Below are 16,996 nucleotides of genomic sequence, written 5' to 3'. Positions count from 1 at the left end.
TCGCGCCCCGCCCGGGAACTTTGTCTGCATGGCTGCGAGAAGCGTCGGCACCACGTTGAGGATCGAGGCGAATCTTCGCAGTGGTGCCAACAAGGTTTCGCCAGCGGCCAGCGGCCAGCGGCCAGCGGCCGGCAGCCGGGCGGTCCGGCGGTCTGCGGTCGTGGGCGGTCAGCCGAGCGCGTCTCGCAGCTGGCGGGCGGCGGCCGTGGGGTCGGCGGCGTCGGTGATCGCGCGGACCACCACGGCCCGGCTCGCGCCCGCGGCCAGCACCTCGGACAGGTTGTCGGAATCGATCCCGCCGATCGCGAACCACGGCTTCACCGCCGCAGCCGCGCCCGCGTCAATGCCCGCCTCCGCACCAGCACCCGCGTCAGCGCCCGCACCTGCTCCAGGCTCCGCGCCCGCACCTGCACGGCTGCCGAGCCCGGCGGCGTGCCGCACCAGCTCCAGCCCCGGAGCGTGCCGCCCCGGCTTGGTGGGCGTGGGCCAGACGGGCCCGGTGCAGAAGTAGTCGACCAGCGGGTCCGCGGCGGCGGCGTCGACCTCGTCGGTCGCGTGGCAGGAGATGCCGAGGACCATGTCGTCGCCGATGATCCGGCGCGCCCACTCTTCCGGGAGGTCGTCCTGGCCGATGTGCAGGATGTCTGCGCCGGCGGCCGCGGCGATGTCGGCGCGATCGTTGACCGACAGCAGCGCACCGTGGGCGTCGCACACCTCGCGCATGACGGCCAGGGCTTGGAGCTCGTGCCCGGCCTCCAGCGGACCCTGCTCTCGCTCACCGGGCGAGTTCTTGTCCCGAAGCTGCACCAGGTCCACCCCGCCGGCCAGCGCGGCGGTGACGTCACGCCGCAGTGCCGGATACGCGCCCGTCCAGCCCTGCTCGCGGGCCTGCTCGTCGAGATGCCGTCGCGCGTCAATACAGAGATAGAGGCGTGCATCGGCGAGGCGGGCGCGAAGGCTGGCGGCGCGGGAGGTCATGGGCTCAACCGTAGGCCACGCCCCACTAGGCTGGCCGTCATGACCGCGCCCGACCCCACCGTCGCCCCCGAGGCCGCGGCCGCTACCGACCCGGCTGCCGACGCTGCCGTCCGAGTGGCCGCCGTCGACGCTGGCACCGGCGTCGCCCAAGTCGGCGCCCGCCGGGTCGCGGTGATCGGCGGCTCGGTGATCGGTCTCGCCTGCGCATGGACGATCGCCCGCTCGCGCCTCGCCTCAGAGGTCGTGGTCCACGAGCCCGACGACTCCGGCCCCGACGGCGTCCCCACCTCGGGCGCGGGCTGGGTGGCCGGCGGGATGCTCGCCCCGTTCAGCGAGGCCTGGCCGGGCGAGGAGTCCGTCTTCGCGCTGGGCGTGGCCTCGCTGCGTCTGTGGCCCGACTTCCTCGAGGCCCTCGCCCCGCACACGCCGCCCGGCCCGCCGATCCGAAGCGCCACCCACACGCACATGCTCGCCGTGGACGACGCGGACGCGCGCGACCTGGACATGGCCATGTCGTGGGCGTTGGGCAATGACGTCGTCGTCGGGGGAATCAACGACGCCGACCTACGACGCGTCACCCGCCGCGAACTGCGCGAGGCCGAGCCCTCCCTCGCGCGCGTCGCGCGCGCCGCCTACCGCATGGACTCGGAGGGCGCCGTCGACAACCGGATCCTGCTCGCCGCGCTGACCCGGGCCTGCCGCGCAGAGGGGGTGACGTGGGTGCGCGAGGAGGTGGCCTCGCTGGACGACGACGTCGACGCGGACCGCGTCGTCCTGGCCGCGGGCTCCGGGTCCGCGGCCATCGCCGGGCTGCCGATCCGGCCCGTCAAGGGGGAGGTCCTGCGGCTGCGGGCCAGGCCCGGCTGCGAGGACCCGCCGCAGGGAGTTGTCCGGGCGTTCGTGCGCGGGCGCCCGCTGTACATCGTGCCGCGCGACGGCGGCCTCGTGGTGGGCGCCACCCAGTATGAGCACGGCGACGACCGGCAGGTCACCGTGGCTGGTGTGCGCGACCTGCTGGCCGACGCGGAGACGATCTTCCCCGGCATCGGCGAGTACGAACTGGCCGAGATGATCGCCGGGTTGCGACCCATGACGCCGGATAACCTGCCGATCCTCGGCGTCGACCCCGACGACCCGCGGCTCATACACGCCACCGGGCACGGCCGCAACGGGATCGCACTTACCCCGATCACCGCGGCCACCGTGGCGGCAGAACTGCAGGGGGTGCCCGTCCCGGAGGCGGCGCGGGCGGCCCGGGCCGACAGGTTCCGCCGCGGGTGACTACCGTGGTGGACAGGCACTTTTCGTACCCAGGAGGCTCCATGATCGTCACCGTCAACGGTGAGGACCGCACGCTCACCGACGGCGCCACCGTCCGCACCCTGGTCACCGCGATGGACCTGCCCGGCGACGGCGTGGCCATCGCTGTGAACGGCATGGTTGTGCCCGGCTCGAGCTGGGACGACACCCCGCTGGGCGCCGGCGCGGAGGTGGACATCCTCACGGCGGTCCAGGGTGGCTGACCAGGCCGGCTCCGCCGCAGGTTCCGGGTCGACTTCCGTCGCGGGTTCCGTGGCCACCGCGCCGAGCGGGGCGTCCCTCGACTCAAACGTCGCCTCGCAGGTCGCCGCGGTGCTGGACTCGCCGCTGGTGATCGCGGGCGAGGAGATCAGCTCGCGGCTCATCACCGGCACCGGTGGGGCCGGCAACCAGGAGATGCTGCGCGAGGCGCTCATCGCCTCCGGCACCGCGCTGACGACCGTCTCTATCCGCAAGGTCGATATGCGGCTGGGCGCCGGGGGGCCGGGACTGCTGGGGATGCTGCGCGAGCTCGGCATCCGCGCACTGCCCAACACAGCCGGCTGCCGCGGTGCGGCCGAGGCCGTCAAGACCGCCCGGTTGGCCCGCGAGGCGCTGGGCACCAACTGGGTCAAGCTCGAGGTGATCGCCGACGAGCGCACCCTGCTGCCGGATGCGATCGAACTCGTCGAGGCGGCGGAAGACCTGGTCGACGACGGTTTCGTCGTCCTGCCCTACACCACCGACGACCCCGTGCTCGCCCGCCGTCTCGAGGATGTGGGCTGCGCGGCGGTCATGCCGCTGGGCGCGCCGATCGGCACCGGGCTGGGCATCTCCAACCCGCACAACCTGGAGATGATCGTTGAGCGCGCCGGGGTGCCGGTGATCTGCGACGCCGGGATCGGCACCGCCTCCGATGCGGCCCTGGCGATGGAGCTCGGCTGCGACGGCGTCCTGCTGGCGACCGCCGTGACCCGGGCAGAGAACCCGCCGCTCATGGCCGCCGCGATGCGCGAGGCCGTCCGTGCCGGGCACGCTGCCAGGCTGGCCGGCCGCATCCCCAAGCGGTTCTGGGCGCAGGCCTCCAGCCCGCCGATCGACTGACGGTCCGGCGGGGTGGACGCCGCGGGGCGCCGGTCAGCGCTCCGGGCGCGGCACGCGCCGCACCCCTACGCCGCCCATCAGCGCGAGCCCGGTCACCCGGACGGTCGGCGCGCCGGGCGGGGCCTGCCGCACCGGCCGCGGGTCCTCCTTCCAGGTGCTGCGGTCCTCGGCGAACCCGCCCATCAGGCCGAACCCGTCCACCACGAGGTGGATGTCGTCGGGGACGATGATCTCGATCCCGCCCCATACGGCGAACGCGCGGATGGTGGTCTCCCGAGACTGCAGGTCGGCCTCCCGTAGGTCGATCGAGATGCCGCCCATGACCGCCACCGCGGTGTGGGAGTCGGCGATGGTCCACACGGCGGAGCGTTCGCATCCGCTCATCACCGCCACCGACGCGCTGGTGCCGGGCTGGCCGGTCACGCGGTTCGCCGGCACCCGGTCATGGCGCGGCTCGGGGCGCACGTCGGACTCCGGAGCCGGTCGGGGGTCGAACTGCCGCCGGGCCGGCGAGAGGTCGACCGTCAGCGCGGCGAGGTCGGTCCGGAATAGCGCTTGGTAGGCCTGCGTGGTGCGTTCGTCGAACTCGGCGACGGTGAGCCGACCCTCGGAGAAGGCCTCCTGCAGGATCCGGGCGGTCTCGTGGCGCTCGGCATCCGAGGCCCGCACCACGGGGATGTTCCGGTCGGGGTCCGAGGTGGCGTCGTCGTCCATGCTGAGAGTTTAGGCTCCGCAACCCGGGCCGCGGGCCCGGTGCGCATCGGATATCTGTTCACGGCCCCCGTCGTGACCCGCGTCGAGAACCCGCCGATCGGCTACGAGAATGAAGCATAATAAGGCCCGTGAACATTGTGATGAATCCTGTTCCGGGATCGTTGCGACGCCGCGTGCGCGGAACGAGATTCGTCGCGGCCGCGTCACTGGCTGTCCTCCTGACGAGCGGGTGCGTTGTCTCGGAGGTCACGCACACGCAGAACGGCGAGACCGTCACCGAGAGCGTGAGCGAGGCGCCGAACAGCGAGGACATCGATCCGTGCGGGCTGGATGAGTCGTTCCTGGCCGAACTCTCCCTGGATCCCGCCGACCTTGTTCGGGGTCAAGGGGCCAGTTCCTCGCCCACGTGCGCCTGGGAGGAGGGCCCGTACAGCGAGACCAGTCTCTATTACTGGGTCGAGGGTGAGACCCCTGCGGACCCTGCGAACGAGGTCACAACCCTGGACAACGGCCAGGAAGTCGAGATCTTCTACGATTCGCCGGGCATGGCGAGGTACATCCTGCGAAACGACGACCTGACGTTGAATGTCAACTACTCGGCCCCCGCATCTCTCGAGCCCACGGCGCCCGAGGGAGTGGCCGCGGTGATGGACCAACTCCTGTTGATGTACGGCGGTTGATGAAGGGCGGCTCCCTGTCACGCTGCCGGGGCAGGCACACTGGACTCCATGATCGAGGTACGGAATCTCACCAAACGCTTCGGCGCGGCCACCGCCGTCGACGACCTCTCCTTCTCGGTGCGACCAGGTGTCGTCACCGGATTCCTCGGCCCGAACGGGGCCGGAAAGTCCACGACGATGCGCATGATCGTCGGCCTTGACACTCCCACTTCGGGAGAAGCGCTGGTCAACGGCGTGCCGTTCCGGGAGTTGGACGCTCCTGCGCGGACGGTGGGCTGTCTGCTCGACGCGTCCTGGACCCACGCCAACCGTTCCGCCGGCTCACATCTGAAGATGATCGCCGCGGCGGCGGACATCCCCGTCTCGCGGGTCGACGAGGTGCTGACCCTGGTCGGTCTGGCCGACGTCGCCGGTCGCAAGGTCGGCGGTTACTCGCTGGGTATGCGCCAGCGCCTCGGCCTGGCCACGGCCATGCTCGGCGATCCCGAGATCCTCATGTTCGACGAGCCCGTCAACGGACTGGACCCGGAGGGCATCCTCTGGATCCGCCGGTTCATGCACGCCCGCGCGGCGGAGGGCCGCACGGTGCTGGTGTCCTCGCATCTGCTGTCGGAGATGGCGCAGACCGCGCAGGATCTCGTGGTGATCGGCCGCGGTCAGCTGCGCGCCCAGACGTCGGTCGAGGAGTTCCTCTCGCAGGCGAGCTCGGCGGTCGTTCTCCGTACGCCGCACGTCGACGAGTTCGCGTCGGCGGCGCGCGAGGAGGGGATCGATGCCAACTTCGACGCGCAGCAGGGCGTGTTCCTGATCGACGGTCAGAGCGCCCGCCAGGTGGGCGATCTCGCCGCCAGTCTGGGGATCACGATCCACGAACTACACGAGAAGCGGGCGTCGCTGGAGGAGGCCTTCATGGCCCTCACCGATCAGGACGTCGAGTACCACGGTCAGGAGTCCGCCCGATGAACCTTCTCAAGTCCGAGTGGATCAAGGTCACCACCACCAAGAGCGCCTACTGGCTGTACGGGATCGGGATCGTCCTCGCGCTGGGGATCGCCGTTCTCCTGGGCCAGCTCGAGCAGTCCTCGGGCGGCGAGCCGGTCGCGGGCGCGCCGGGTGGCGGGAGTTCACCGCTGTTCGCGATCACAGGCGTCAGCGCCTTCACGGTGCTGCTGGTGTGGATCGCGGCGATCGTCGCGGTCACCGGCGAGTACCGCTACCACACGATCCGGTCGACCTTCCTGGTCACGCCCGCGCGGTGGCCGGCCGTGGTGGCCAAGACGGTGCTGTTCGTCGTGCTGTCGATGATCGTGGTGGCCGTCGCGGTGATCGTCTCGCTTCTCGTGGCGGGCGTGCTGTCCGGCAACGATGAGTGGACCCCGTTCTCCGGGGAGGGTCTGACGCTGCTGTGGCGCTTCCCGGTCTATTCCGCGCTGGGCACGGTGGCGGTGATGGGCCTGGCGTACCTGATGCGCAACGCGGCCGGCACGATCTCGTTGTTCCTCGTGTGGATCCTGGCGGTCGAGGGCATGGTCTCGCTGATCCCCAGGATCGGCCAGGACATCGCCGCCTGGATGCCGTTCTCCAATGGTGACTACTGGACGCAGGGCGAAGCCATGCGCGGGTTCGTCACCTGGGGCCAGTGGCCGGCGTTCGCCTGGTTCGCCGCGGTGTGTGTGGCCCTGTGGGTCGTGGGGTTGGTCGTCACCTTGCGCCGCGACGCCTGATCCCGGCCCCGCGGCCCCGCGGCCCCGCGGCCCCGCGGCCACGCCGCCCAGCCTCTGCCGCCGCCCCGCCGCCGGCCGGTAGGCACGACCTACGCGCTCGGAACGCTCGGTTTCGGTGCACCTACGCGCCCGGAATGGATCATTCCGGGCGCGTAAGTGCAGGTGATGTGTGCATTCCCGGCGCGCACGTCCCGGCGGTTCCGGGCCGGGTCAGGCGCCGCTGAGGGGCAGGTAGACGCGCCCGCCGGCGTCGGCGAACTCGGCCGACTTCTCCGCCATCCCCGCCTCGATCGCCTCCACGGTCTCCAGCCCGTGCTCGGCGGCGTAGTCGCGGATGTCCTGCGAGATGCGCATCGAGCAGAACTTCGGGCCGCACATCGAGCAGAAGTGGGCGGTCTTGGCGGGTTCGGCCGGCAGGGTCTCGTCGTGGAACTCCCGAGCGGTGTCCGGGTCGAGGGCCAGCGCGAACTGATCCTTCCACCGGAACTCGAACCGGGCGCGGCTCAGCTCGTCATCACGCTCCTGTGCGCGCGGATGCCCCTTGGCCAGGTCGGCCGAGTGGGCGGCGATCTTGTAGGTGATCACGCCGGTCTTGACGTCGTCGCGGTTCGGCAGCCCGAGGTGCTCCTTGGGCGTGACGTAGCAGAGCATCGCGGTGCCGGCCTCGGCGATCCGGGCGGCCCCGATCGCGCTGGTGATGTGGTCGTATCCCGGCGCGATGTCGGTGGCCAGCGGCCCGAGCGTGTAGAACGGTGCCTCCTCGCACCACTGCTCTTCGAGCCGCACGTTCTCCACGATCTTGTCCATCGGCACGTGGCCTGGCCCCTCGATCATCACCTGCACGCCGTGTGCCTTGGCGATCCGCGTGAGCTCGCCGAGGGTCCGTAGTTCGGCGAACTGGGCCTCGTCGTTGGCGTCCGCGATCGACCCGGGCCGCAGCCCGTCCCCGAGAGAGAACGTCACGTCGTAGCGGGCCAGGATCTCGCACAGTTCGGCGAAGTGGGTGTAGAGGAACGACTCCCGGTGGTGGGCCAGGCACCACGCCGCCATGATCGACCCGCCCCGCGAGACGATCCCCGTGACCCTCTTGGCCGCCAGCGGGACATACCGCAACAGCACCCCGGCGTGGACGGTCATGTAGTCCACACCCTGCTCGCACTGCTCGATCACGGTGTCGCGGTACAGCTCCCACGTCAGCGCGGCCGGATCGCCGTTCACCTTCTCCAGCGTCTGGTAGATCGGCACGGTGCCCACCGGCACGGGCGAATTCCGCAGGATCCACTCCCGGGTGGCGTGGATGTCCTTGCCGGTGGACAGGTCCATGATCGTGTCAGCGCCCCAGCGGGTGGCCCACACCATCTTCTCGACCTCCTCGGCGATCGAGCTGGTCACCGCCGAGTTCCCGATGTTGGCGTTGATCTTGGTCATGAAGCGTTTGCCGATGATCATCGGCTCGCTCTCCGGGTGGCGGTGGTTGGCGGGGATGACGGCCCGGCCCGCGGCCACCTCCTCGCGGACGAGCTCCACGTCGACGCCCTCACGTGCGGCGATGAACCGCATCTCCGGAGTGATCAGACCGGCACGCGCCCACGCGAGTTGGGTGCGGCTCAGGGTCGACGACGCAGGTGCGGGAGCGCCCGACGACGTGGCTGCGGGCGACGGTGACGAGTGCGACGACGACGCCGTCACCGACGACGCCGACACCGACGCGGGAACCGGCCGCGGGTGTGGCCATTCCTCACGGGTGCGGGGCAGCCCCACCGCGAGATCGTGGCAGTCCGCTGCGGTGGCGTAGCCGGTATACGGGCCCGAGGTGTCGTAGACGTCGAACGAGGTGCCGTCGGTCAGCTCGATCCTGCGGGTCGGCACCTGCATGGTGACGCCCGAGCCAGCGGGGTCGTTCTCGGTGAACGGGGGTGGGGTGGTGGCGTTGTCGTCGTCGTACCCCGGTGCCTCTACACCCAGGTACGTCTTGCGGCTCGCGTAGATGGGGCCGCACGTCACGTCCTCGACAGAGGTAGAGGGGCGCGCGTCAGTAGATGCGTGATCAACCATGAGACTTCCAGAACTCCCTACGCCGGCATGATCCGGACAGGTTCTACGGTCGACGACCCGGCCGGTCGTCCTCTCAGCCCGCGCTCCGAGGCGGGCTCCCGTGTGGATGGGTTATGAAGTTGTGCCGTCCGAGGGTAGCGCGGGGAGTAGGGTCTCCGGAAGTAGCACCGTCGGCCCGAAGGAGTCGAGATGTCCACCGCAACGTCGTTGAAGCTGGTCCACAACTCGGATCGCGATCGGTTCGAACTGTGGGACGACGAGACGTTCATGGGGCTCGTCGGCTATGAGATGGACGGCGAGGTCTTCATCCTGCTCCACACTGTCATCGAGGAGCGATTCGGGCAGCAGGGCATCGCCCGGCTGCTGGTCAGCCTGGTGCTCACCCGGATGCGGCTCGACGGGGCCAGGATCCGTCCCGTGTGCAGCTACGTGCGGCGCTTCCTCGTCCGGTTCCCCGAGTATCAGCTGCTCGTCGCGGCCAACTGACACGCGCGGGCCGGAGGCGCCGGTGGCGGGCGTAGTCTGGGCGTTCGAGTGAACCGCCACGAACGAAGGATCGACATGACCTACCCGCCCCAGGGTGACAACGCCGGCCAGGGCAACGGCTACACCGACTACTCGTCGCAGTCCGGGTACAGCGCGCAGTCCGCGTACGGGCAGGGGGCGCCCGGCCAGTCGGGCTACGGGCAGTCGGGCTACGGGCAGTCGGGCTACGCACAGGCCGACTACGCCGCACAGAACCCGTCGTTCGGCAACGCAGGTGCGGCCCAGATCGGTCCGCCGTCGAACGTGGGTTGGGCGGTCGCCTCGATCCTGTTCTTCTGGCCGCTGTCGTTCGTCGCGATGACCCGCGCGCTGCAGGTCTACCCGCTGTGGGCGGCAGGACGGCACGCCGAGGCGGAGGCGGCCAGCGCGACCGCCAAGAAACTCGGGATGATCTCGCTGGCCCTGGTGGCGCTGCTGATCGTGCTCTACGTGGTGTTCCTCTTCATCCTGGTCGGCGCGGCCGCGACGGCCGGGTACTGAGCAGCGACGACCGGGCACTGACCCGATACGCCGGCTGACCACGAAGGACGGGGCTGCCCCGGGTGCTGAACCCGGGGCAGCCCCGTCCTGTTGCGCGGCCGCCCTATTGCGTGGCCGCGCCCATCGTCCGGATGACGTCGAGGAGCTGGGACGGTGCGTCCGGCGAGAACGCGCCCGGCCGTATGGTCACGGTCTCCCACGTGCCCGAGTACGGGAACATGCCGTGCTCACGGTAGAGGCGGTCGGACACCGGTGAGCGGTGCATCCGGCCCGCCGAGATCCCGCTGAACGGCACCAGCCACGACAGTTGGGTCAGGTCGATCCCCTCCGCGACCGGGGAGCCGTCGATCTCGAGGGTGGCGATCCACCTGCTGCCGCCCGGGGCGTCGACGCGCATTCCGATCCGTGTCGCGCCCGCCGGGATGTCGGCGGGCTCCGAGGTCACGACCCGGCCCCAGGCGTTCTGCTCCACCTGAAGGGCGCCGTCTTTCACGAAGAGGACCACGCCTGCCTCCTGGCCTCCATGGGCGTAGAGGACACCCTCGTCGCCCGGCCGGAAGCCGCCCGCACCCAGCGCCACCTCGACGGTGAACCCGCGGCCGTCGATGAGCTGACTCGCCCGGAACCGCTCGAGCGGTGGGGTCTCCGGGACCATCGAGGTCTCCACCGCAAGCAGCTGCTCGGCCGGGTCACGCTGGTAGAAGTGCAGCGGACTGCCGTTGGACATCGGGTACACCATGTTGTCCCGGGCCGCTGCCTCCCACCGATCCACGAGCTCGGCGACGACCTCGGGATACTGATCGGCCAGGTCCTCGAGCTGTACCGGGTCGCTCCCGGGTCGGAAGAGCTCCCATCGGTCCGCGGAGAACGGAGTCGCCTTGGCGTGACGGGCCACCAGCTCGAACTCCCCGGCGTAGTACGCGCGCTCACCCAGGCACTCGTAGTACTGATCGCCGTGACTGCTCGGCGCATTGGCGTCCTTCAGCGCCGCCACCATCGAGGAGCCGTCCAGCGGCCGCGCTTCCAGGCCCGCCCGGCTCCTCGGAATCTCCACCCCTGCCAGCTCAGCCACGGTCGGGAAGACATCCGTGACGTGGGCGTACTGGTGGCGGATGGCGCCGTCGTCGTCGTTCTCTCCCCCCAGTTGCCCGAGCCCGGCAGGCCAGGACATCACGCACGAGACCTGGTGCCCGCCCCGGTACGTGCTGAACTTGTGGCGGCGGAACGGGGTGTTGGCGACCGTCGCCCACGCGGACGCGTAGTGCGGCCAGGAGGCGGGGCCGCCGAGCTCGTCGATCCGGCCGATCTCCTCCGCGATGCGCTCCTCGGTGGTGAGGGTGCGGCTGCGGTCGAGGTTTGAGAGGAAGTTGAACATGCCGACCGTGCCTCCGGAGCCCCCGGTGGCCGCGCCGTTGTCGGAGAAGAAGACGAAGATCGTGTTCTCCAGCCGGCCGAGGCGGCGCTGGATCTCGCGGATGCGGCCCACCGACTCGTCGATGCTCACGACCATGGCCGCGTAGTTCTCCATGTGGCGGGCAGCGAGCCGCTTACCGTCGTCGGACAGTGAGTCCCACCCGACGACGTCCGGCCCCAGCTCCTCATCCATCGGTCCGGTCCCGGCGGCGGCCGGCACCACGCCCAGCTCGTCCTGGCGCTGCCGCCGCTCGGCGCGGATCTGCTCCCAGCCCGCGTCGTAACGGCCCCGGAAGTCGTCGGCCGCGCCGTCCTTGATGTGCATCGGGCTGTGGACCGCCGCGTGCGCGTAGTACATCATCAGCGGCTTGCCGGGATCCGAGGCGTGGGTCTCGGCGATCATCTGCACGGCGCGATCGGTGAGGTCGTCGGTGAGGTAGTAGCCCTCCGGGTACTCCTCGACGTGAACCGGGCTGTTGCCCTCGTACAGCTGGGACGGCGCGTGCAGGTTGGCCTGGGCCTCGAGGAAGCCGTAGTACTGGTCGAAGCCGCGCTGCAGGGGCCACGAATGGCGGTCGCCGGCCGCGTGCATGTCCTGCTCGCGGCACAGATGCCACTTGCCGATCGCCATGGTGGCGTAGCCGGCGTCGCGGAAGGCCTCCGCCATCGACGGCTGGTTCGCGGGCAGTTCGGCGGCGTAGCCGGGGAAGCCGGTGTCGACGTTCGCGACCGCTCCCATCCCGACCGCGTGCGAGTTGCAGCCGGTCATCAGCGCGGCCCTGGTGGGCGAGCAGGTGGGGGTGACGTGGAAGTCGGTCAGCCGGGCGCCCTCCGCGGCCGCGGCATCCAGGTTCGGGGTGGGGATCTCGGAGCCGAACGCACCGATGTCCGAGTAGCCCATGTCGTCCACGAGCATGACGATCACGTCCGGTGTCCCACCGGGTCCCCGTCGGTCAGGACGCGGGCGTGCGGGCCATGCCGGCTGTGCGGAACCGAGGTCCTCCGTGATGGTGCCGGCGAATCCGGCTGGGGCCCCGAACTCGCCTGAGGGGGAGGGTGAAGCGTCGTTCGTACTCGTCATGACGGCGATCGTATACACGTTCCGCCGAACTTGTAGACATTTGTCTACAGATGGGCCGCGAAGCGCCTGGGGCGTGATTCCGCGTGGTGTGACCCTCCGGGCTCAGCCGTCAGATCAGGCCCAGTCGCGGAGCCTCGATCGCGGGGCAGGTGTCCATGACGACGTCGAGGCCGGCATCCTTCGCACGCTGCGCCGCGGCTTCGTCGATCACGCCCTGCTGCAGCCAGACGGCCTTCGCACCACGGGCGATGGCGTCGTCCACCACCGCACCGGCGAGCTGGGAGTTCACGAACACGTCCACCACGTCGATCTCGCCGGGGACCGACGCGAGATCCGGGTATCCCTGCTGGCCGTAGACGGTCTCGGCCTTGGGGTGGACGGGCACGATCTGATGGCCGAGATCCCGGACGTACCCGGCGATCCCGTAGGCGGTGCGACCGGTGTTTGTGGACAGGCCGACGACTGCCCAGCGGCCCTTGTCGGACAGCAGACGCTTGATGACATCGCGATCATTCACATGGCTCATACCCGGTGCAATGCCCCGCGGCCGGCAGACATTCCCGAGCGTCGGCGTCGGCGGTGTGCCCGTAGTCCGCAGCTTGATTGCACCACTGCGAAATCCAGGTCGATTCCTGGCAGTGACTACGTCAAGAATCGCCGTAGTGCCGACCAAATTCGCCCCGACGGGTTCTGTGCGCGGGGGACATCGCTTCGCTCGCTGGCGTTCGCTCCGCTAGTCCCCGACGGATCCTGTGCGCGGGGCGCTTCCTTCGCAGGCTCAGTCAGTCCCCGACGGCATCCTTGCCGCGCTGGACGATCTTGCCGTCCGGAGCGAACACCACCTGCGGGTCCTTCTCCGGATAGTCGAACTGGTTGAGGAAGTAGCGCATCGCATTGATGCGGGCCCGCTTCTTGTCGTTCGACTTGATGGTGATCCACGGCGCGTGGTCGGTGTCCGTGCGCCGGAACATCTCCTCCTTGGCGTCCGTGTACTTGTCCCACTTGTCGAGGGACTCCAGGTCCATAGGCGAGAGTTTCCAGCGCCGCACCGGGTCGAGCTGGCGGATCGCGAACCGGGTCTTCTGCTCCTCGCGGGTGACGGAGAACCAGAACTTGGTCACCCCGATTCCCGAGTCGACCAGCATCTTCTCGAACATCGGCGCCTGCTCCATGAACGTCTCGTACTGCGAGTCGGTGCAGAATCCCATCACCCGTTCGACGCCGGCCCGGTTGTACCAGGACCGGTCGAAGAGGACGAGCTCACCGCGGCTGGGCAGGTGGCTGACGTAGCGCTGGAAGTACCACTGGTGCATCTCGGTCTCGGTGGGCTTGATCAGAGCCACCGTGCGTGACTGCCGGATATTGATGTACTCGGTGAACCGCTTGATCGTGCCGCCCTTGCCGGCGGCGTCGCGACCCTCGAACACGATGATCTGCCGGTGCCCGGTCTCGGCCTGCCACCGCTGGAACTTGAGCAGCTCGATCTGCAGCAGGTACTTCTCGACCTCGTACTGGTTCCGGTCCATCCGGTCGTCGTACGGGTAGTTCTCCCGCCACGTGTCCACGGCCCGGCCATTGATGTCGATGAGGTCAGGGTCCTCGCCGTGGTCGTCGCGAACCGTGTAGCCCTCGGCGCGGAGCCGATCGATGTAGTGACGCAGCTGGAACGTGGACATGCGGTCGATCTCCTGGCGTGAGGTGGTGTCGAGCGTTTCAGACGACCCGGGAGCGGCAGGGTCTAGTCGAGGTCCACCACGACAGGCGCATGGTCCGAGGCGCCCTTGCCCTTGCGCTCCTCGCGATCGATGCTCGCCCCGGTCACCCGCGCGGCGAGCGCGGGGGAGTGCAGCTGGAAGTCGATGCGCATGCCCTTGCGCTTGGGAAAGCTCAACCCCGTGTAGTCCCAGTACGTGTAGACGCCGGGCCCGGGCGTGTATTCGCGGGTGACCTCGCGAAAGCCGGCGCCGTCGAACGCGGCGAACGCCAGCCGCTCGGGATCGGAGACGTGGGTCTTGCCCTCGAAGACCTCCATGTCCCACACGTCCTCGTTCTGCGGTGCCACGTTCCAGTCGCCGACCAGCGCGATCTGCGCGCTCGAGTCGGCGGCCACCTCGGCGGCCGCGTGATCGCGCAGCCGGGCCAGCCACTCGAGCTTGTAGGTGTAGTGCGGGTCGGCGAGCTCGCGGCCGTTGGGCACGTAGAGGCTGTACACGCGGACGCCGTCGCAAACCGCGGAGATCGCGCGCGCCTCGGGATCCTGCGAGACCTCGGGATCCTTGTGGAAGCCGGGCATCCCGTCGAAGCCGATCTGCGCGTCCTCCAGACCGACGCGCGAGGCCACGGCGACGCCGTTCCACTGACTCAGACCGTGGTGGGCGACCTGGTAACCAATCTCCTCGAACGCCTCATGCGGGAACTGTTCGTCCTTGCACTTGGTCTCCTGCATGGCCAGGACGTCGACATCCGATCGTTCCAGCCAGGACACCACCCGGTCACGACGAGCACGAATGGAGTTGACGTTCCAGGTGGCCAAGCGCATGTGCACCAGTCTATTACCCGTCCTCGCGCCGCGAGTGGTGCGTGGGTGAACACACGGGGACGACGACGGGACACGGCCCCGTGTCCGTCGCCCCGCGGGAGTGGGTCAGGAGGGGGCGACGACGACGTGCCGCAGCGAATGGTGCGGCTGCAGGCCGAGTTTGGTCCACAACCCCCGTCCGGCGGTGTTGTCCGCGAAGACGTGGAGGTGACACTCGGTCGCCCCGAGGCCCAGACCCCAGTCGACGAGCGAGCCGGTGACTATCTCGGCCAGGCCCCGGCGTCGATGGCCCGCGGCGGTCTGGACGCAGGACACGGCGATCCGGGGCGCCCCGTCGGGCCCGGCGGTCACAGCGCCGCGGGCGATCGCGGCGAGCTCGCCAGCGTCCTCGAGGCGGGCGAAGACGGTGTGGCCGCCGGGGGCGGGGTCGCCGTCCGAGGCGTCGGCGGTGGCGAGCATCGCGGGCCGCACGCGCTCGGGGTCCAGGTCGGCGGTGGCGTGGTAGAGCTCCAGCCAGTCGTCGCCGGGGGTCTCGGCCAGCGTCACGGCGGGCCGGGAGGCGGCGGGGAACGCCGCGTACACGATGCCCAGCAGCTCGCGGCTGTCCGCGGTGCACAGCATCAGCTCGCGGTCGGCCCGGAGTCGGGCCGGGTCGACGGGCTGACCATCGAGCAGCATCTGTTCGGTTCTGACCAGCCGGTCCACGTCCACTATCCGCAGCGGCAGTCCGCGCGCGGCGTACCAGTCGCGGACCCCGTCGAGTTGGGCGCAGCTGGCCCACGGCAGCACCGGCACGGCGGAGTCGCGGCGGTATGACCAGTCGTCGCCGGCCCGGCAGAACCAGCCGTCGACGAGCTCGTACTCGGTGCCCGGCCAGGCCAGCGCGCCCGCGTACTCGTGCGCGCGGATCTCGCGGGCGCGCACCGGCCGTGGCGGCAGCACCTTGAGCACGGCGATATCGGCGTGCGGGATCCGGACCTCCTCGCCGGACTCGCGGCGCACGATCAGTTCCGGCTCGAGCGTCACCACGTGGCCGATCACGTCGGTGTACAGGTGCGAGGTCTCGCCGGGAGCGAGATGCCGGCGTACCGTCACCCGCTCGCCCAGGGCCACCTCGCGACCGGCGTTCCAGCGCGATCGGCCTGATAGCCCCCGGTCGGAGTGAGCCGGGTCCGGGGAACCGTGCGGCTGCTCAGCCATGAAGTGGGCTGGCCGCGTTGTCGTCGTAGTCGTCGGCGCCGTCCTCGTCGGCGAAGGGGTCCGGATCGCGGGACGGGTCCCAACTGAGGCCCGGCAGACCCCATCCCTCGTCGCGGATGTGTCGCTTGGCGGCCTTTTTGTTCCGGCCGATCAGGTGGTCGGTGTACAGGAAGCCGTCCAGGTGGCCCACCTCGTGCTGCAGGCAGCGGGCGAACAGGCCGTACCCCTCGACCGACACCGGCTCGCCGTGCTCATCGGTGCCGGTGACGCGGGCCCACCAGGCGCGCCCCCGCGGGAAGTTCACGCCGGGGACGGACAGGCAGCCCTCCAGGTCCTCCTCGGGGTCGGGCATGGTCTCGGGGATCTCCGAGGTCTCCAGCACCGGGTTCACCACGCAGCCGCGCCGCGTGATCCACCCGCCGCGCGCCTCGACCTCCTCGCGGGACAGGCTGCCCCCGTCCTCGGTGTCCAGGTCGGGACAGTCGAAGACGAACACGCGCCGGCCCACGCCGATCTGGTTGGCGGCCAGGCCCACCCCGTTGGCGGCGTCCATCGTGTCGTACATGTCCTGCACGAGTGCGGCGAGCTGCTCGGGGGACTCGGTGACGGGCTCGGTCGGGGCGTGAAGCGCGGGGTCGCCGAGGATGACGATGGGACGGATTGCCATGGGCACAGATTCTAGTGCGCACCTGGCCTGTTCTCCCTTTCGCGTCTGGCAGGGTGTCGTAGCGGTGTGGTTCACTACGGGGGAATCACAACGGTGTGATCCGAGCGCAGGGTCGGCGCGGCCACAGTGCCGGCGCATCGCGAACCGAGGAGGCACGCACATGGGTCGAGCGGCCGCTACGGCACACGACGCGCAGGTCGGGAACGGGCAGGCTGAGAGCGGGCGGGACATGAGCGAACTGCACGCGGCCGACCCCGTGCTGTCGGATCGGGATCAGGCGATGCTCGAGTTCGAGCGCCAGTGGTGGAAGTTCGCCGGCTCCAAGGAGGAGGCCATCCGGCAGAAGTTCGACATGTCGGGCACCCGCTACTTCCAGATCCTCAACGACCTGATCGACCGGCCCGAGGCCCTGGCCACCGACCCGCTCCTCGTCAAGAGGCTGCGCCGTATGCGCAGCAGCAGGCAGAAGGCGCGCGCGGCCCGCAACCTGGGAATGCGGCTCGACTGACCTACACT

General features: G+C 70.0%; 18 protein-coding genes. 9 read left to right on the top strand and 9 right to left on the bottom strand.

The features are described 5' to 3' along the window. Positions 1-168: 168 nt before the first annotated feature. A complete protein-coding gene (locus K3888_RS01990; RefSeq protein ID WP_230928537.1) occupies positions 169-978 on the bottom strand; it encodes a thiamine phosphate synthase in 810 nt (269 codons plus the stop codon). 39 nt (positions 979-1,017) lie between these two features. Here K3888_RS01990 and thiO point away from each other — a divergent pair, with 39 nt between their 5' ends. The 3 genes from thiO (at position 1,018) to K3888_RS01975 (ending at position 3,381) form a co-directional block, all read left to right on the top strand. Continuing rightward, positions 1,018-2,259, top strand: coding sequence for a glycine oxidase ThiO (thiO, locus tag K3888_RS01985; protein WP_230928536.1), 1,242 nt, complete (start codon positions 1,018-1,020; stop codon positions 2,257-2,259). Positions 2,260-2,300: 41 nt separating this feature from the next. Continuing rightward, the gene (thiS, locus tag K3888_RS01980) at positions 2,301-2,501 is read left to right on the top strand and encodes a sulfur carrier protein ThiS (RefSeq protein ID WP_230928535.1); all 201 of its coding nucleotides are present in this window, start codon (positions 2,301-2,303) and stop codon (positions 2,499-2,501) included. 109 nt (positions 2,502-2,610) lie between these two features. Next, a complete protein-coding gene (locus K3888_RS01975; protein ID WP_230928673.1) occupies positions 2,611-3,381 on the top strand; it encodes a thiazole synthase in 771 nt (256 codons plus the stop codon). Positions 3,382-3,414: 33 nt separating this feature from the next. Here the strand turns inward: K3888_RS01975 and K3888_RS01970 are convergent, their stop codons facing one another. Then, the gene (locus K3888_RS01970) at positions 3,415-4,095 is read right to left on the bottom strand and encodes a DUF1707 SHOCT-like domain-containing protein (RefSeq protein WP_230928534.1); all 681 of its coding nucleotides are present in this window, start codon (positions 4,093-4,095) and stop codon (positions 3,415-3,417) included. A 128-nt stretch (positions 4,096-4,223) separates the two neighbouring features. On the opposite strand from K3888_RS01970, the gene K3888_RS01965 reads away from it, so the two are divergent. The 3 genes from K3888_RS01965 to K3888_RS01955 are packed head-to-tail and all read left to right on the top strand — an operon-like array spanning position 4,224 to position 6,499. Further along, positions 4,224-4,775, top strand: a complete 552-nt coding sequence (locus tag K3888_RS01965) for a hypothetical protein (RefSeq protein WP_230928533.1) — start codon at positions 4,224-4,226, stop codon at positions 4,773-4,775. 48 nt (positions 4,776-4,823) lie between these two features. Then, on the top strand, positions 4,824-5,738 hold the full coding sequence (locus tag K3888_RS01960) for an ABC transporter ATP-binding protein (protein WP_230928532.1): 915 nt from the start codon (positions 4,824-4,826) through the stop codon (positions 5,736-5,738). Beyond that, the gene (locus K3888_RS01955; RefSeq protein ID WP_230928531.1) at positions 5,735-6,499 is read left to right on the top strand and encodes an ABC transporter permease; all 765 of its coding nucleotides are present in this window, start codon (positions 5,735-5,737) and stop codon (positions 6,497-6,499) included. The genes K3888_RS01960 and K3888_RS01955 overlap by 4 nt, the downstream gene beginning before the upstream one ends. Before the next feature lie 210 nt (positions 6,500-6,709). On the opposite strand, the gene thiC is transcribed toward K3888_RS01955, so the two are convergent. Beyond that, positions 6,710-8,374, bottom strand: coding sequence for a phosphomethylpyrimidine synthase ThiC (gene thiC / locus K3888_RS01950; protein WP_230928672.1), 1,665 nt, complete (start codon positions 8,372-8,374; stop codon positions 6,710-6,712). Between the two features lie 369 nt (positions 8,375-8,743). Between thiC and K3888_RS01945 the strand changes: the two genes are divergently transcribed. Both K3888_RS01945 and K3888_RS01940 read left to right on the top strand, forming a co-directional pair. Beyond that, positions 8,744-9,040, top strand: coding sequence for a GNAT family N-acetyltransferase (locus K3888_RS01945; protein WP_230928530.1), 297 nt, complete (start codon positions 8,744-8,746; stop codon positions 9,038-9,040). A gap of 75 nt (positions 9,041-9,115) precedes the next feature. Beyond that, entirely contained in the window at positions 9,116-9,580 is a 465-nt protein-coding gene (locus K3888_RS01940; protein WP_230928529.1) for a CD225/dispanin family protein, read from the top strand. A 103-nt stretch (positions 9,581-9,683) separates the two neighbouring features. On the opposite strand, the gene K3888_RS01935 is transcribed toward K3888_RS01940, so the two are convergent. From K3888_RS01935 to K3888_RS01910, 6 genes are all read right to left on the bottom strand, one after another. Beyond that, positions 9,684-12,074, bottom strand: a complete 2,391-nt coding sequence (locus tag K3888_RS01935; protein WP_230928528.1) for an arylsulfatase — start codon at positions 12,072-12,074, stop codon at positions 9,684-9,686. A gap of 109 nt (positions 12,075-12,183) precedes the next feature. After that, positions 12,184-12,600, bottom strand: coding sequence for a CoA-binding protein (locus K3888_RS01930; protein ID WP_230928527.1), 417 nt, complete (start codon positions 12,598-12,600; stop codon positions 12,184-12,186). Between the two features lie 256 nt (positions 12,601-12,856). After that, on the bottom strand, positions 12,857-13,750 hold the full coding sequence (gene ppk2 / locus K3888_RS01925) for a polyphosphate kinase 2 (protein ID WP_230928526.1): 894 nt from the start codon (positions 13,748-13,750) through the stop codon (positions 12,857-12,859). A 62-nt stretch (positions 13,751-13,812) separates the two neighbouring features. Next, positions 13,813-14,613 carry an exodeoxyribonuclease III gene (locus tag K3888_RS01920; RefSeq protein ID WP_230928525.1) on the bottom strand — a complete coding sequence of 267 codons (801 nt, stop codon included), beginning with the start codon at positions 14,611-14,613 and terminating at the stop codon, positions 13,813-13,815. Between the two features lie 105 nt (positions 14,614-14,718). Beyond that, the gene (locus K3888_RS01915; RefSeq protein ID WP_230928524.1) at positions 14,719-15,813 is read right to left on the bottom strand and encodes a GNAT family N-acetyltransferase; all 1,095 of its coding nucleotides are present in this window, start codon (positions 15,811-15,813) and stop codon (positions 14,719-14,721) included. After that, the gene (locus K3888_RS01910) at positions 15,806-16,480 is read right to left on the bottom strand and encodes a peptide deformylase (RefSeq protein WP_230928523.1); all 675 of its coding nucleotides are present in this window, start codon (positions 16,478-16,480) and stop codon (positions 15,806-15,808) included. Before K3888_RS01910 ends, K3888_RS01915 begins: the two co-directional genes overlap by 8 nt. 160 nt (positions 16,481-16,640) lie before the next feature. On the opposite strand from K3888_RS01910, the gene napA reads away from it, so the two are divergent. Further along, positions 16,641-16,988, top strand: coding sequence for a nucleoid-associated protein NapA (napA, locus tag K3888_RS01905; RefSeq protein ID WP_504766131.1), 348 nt, complete (start codon positions 16,641-16,643; stop codon positions 16,986-16,988). Positions 16,989-16,996: the final 8 nt, after the last annotated feature.

The sequence above is a fragment of the Dietzia aurantiaca genome (assembly GCF_021033825.1).
GTDB lineage: Bacteria > Actinomycetota > Actinomycetes > Mycobacteriales > Mycobacteriaceae > Dietzia > Dietzia aurantiaca.
Note: the sequence above shows the minus strand (reverse complement) of the source record. Positions and strands in the feature narration are given on the sequence as shown.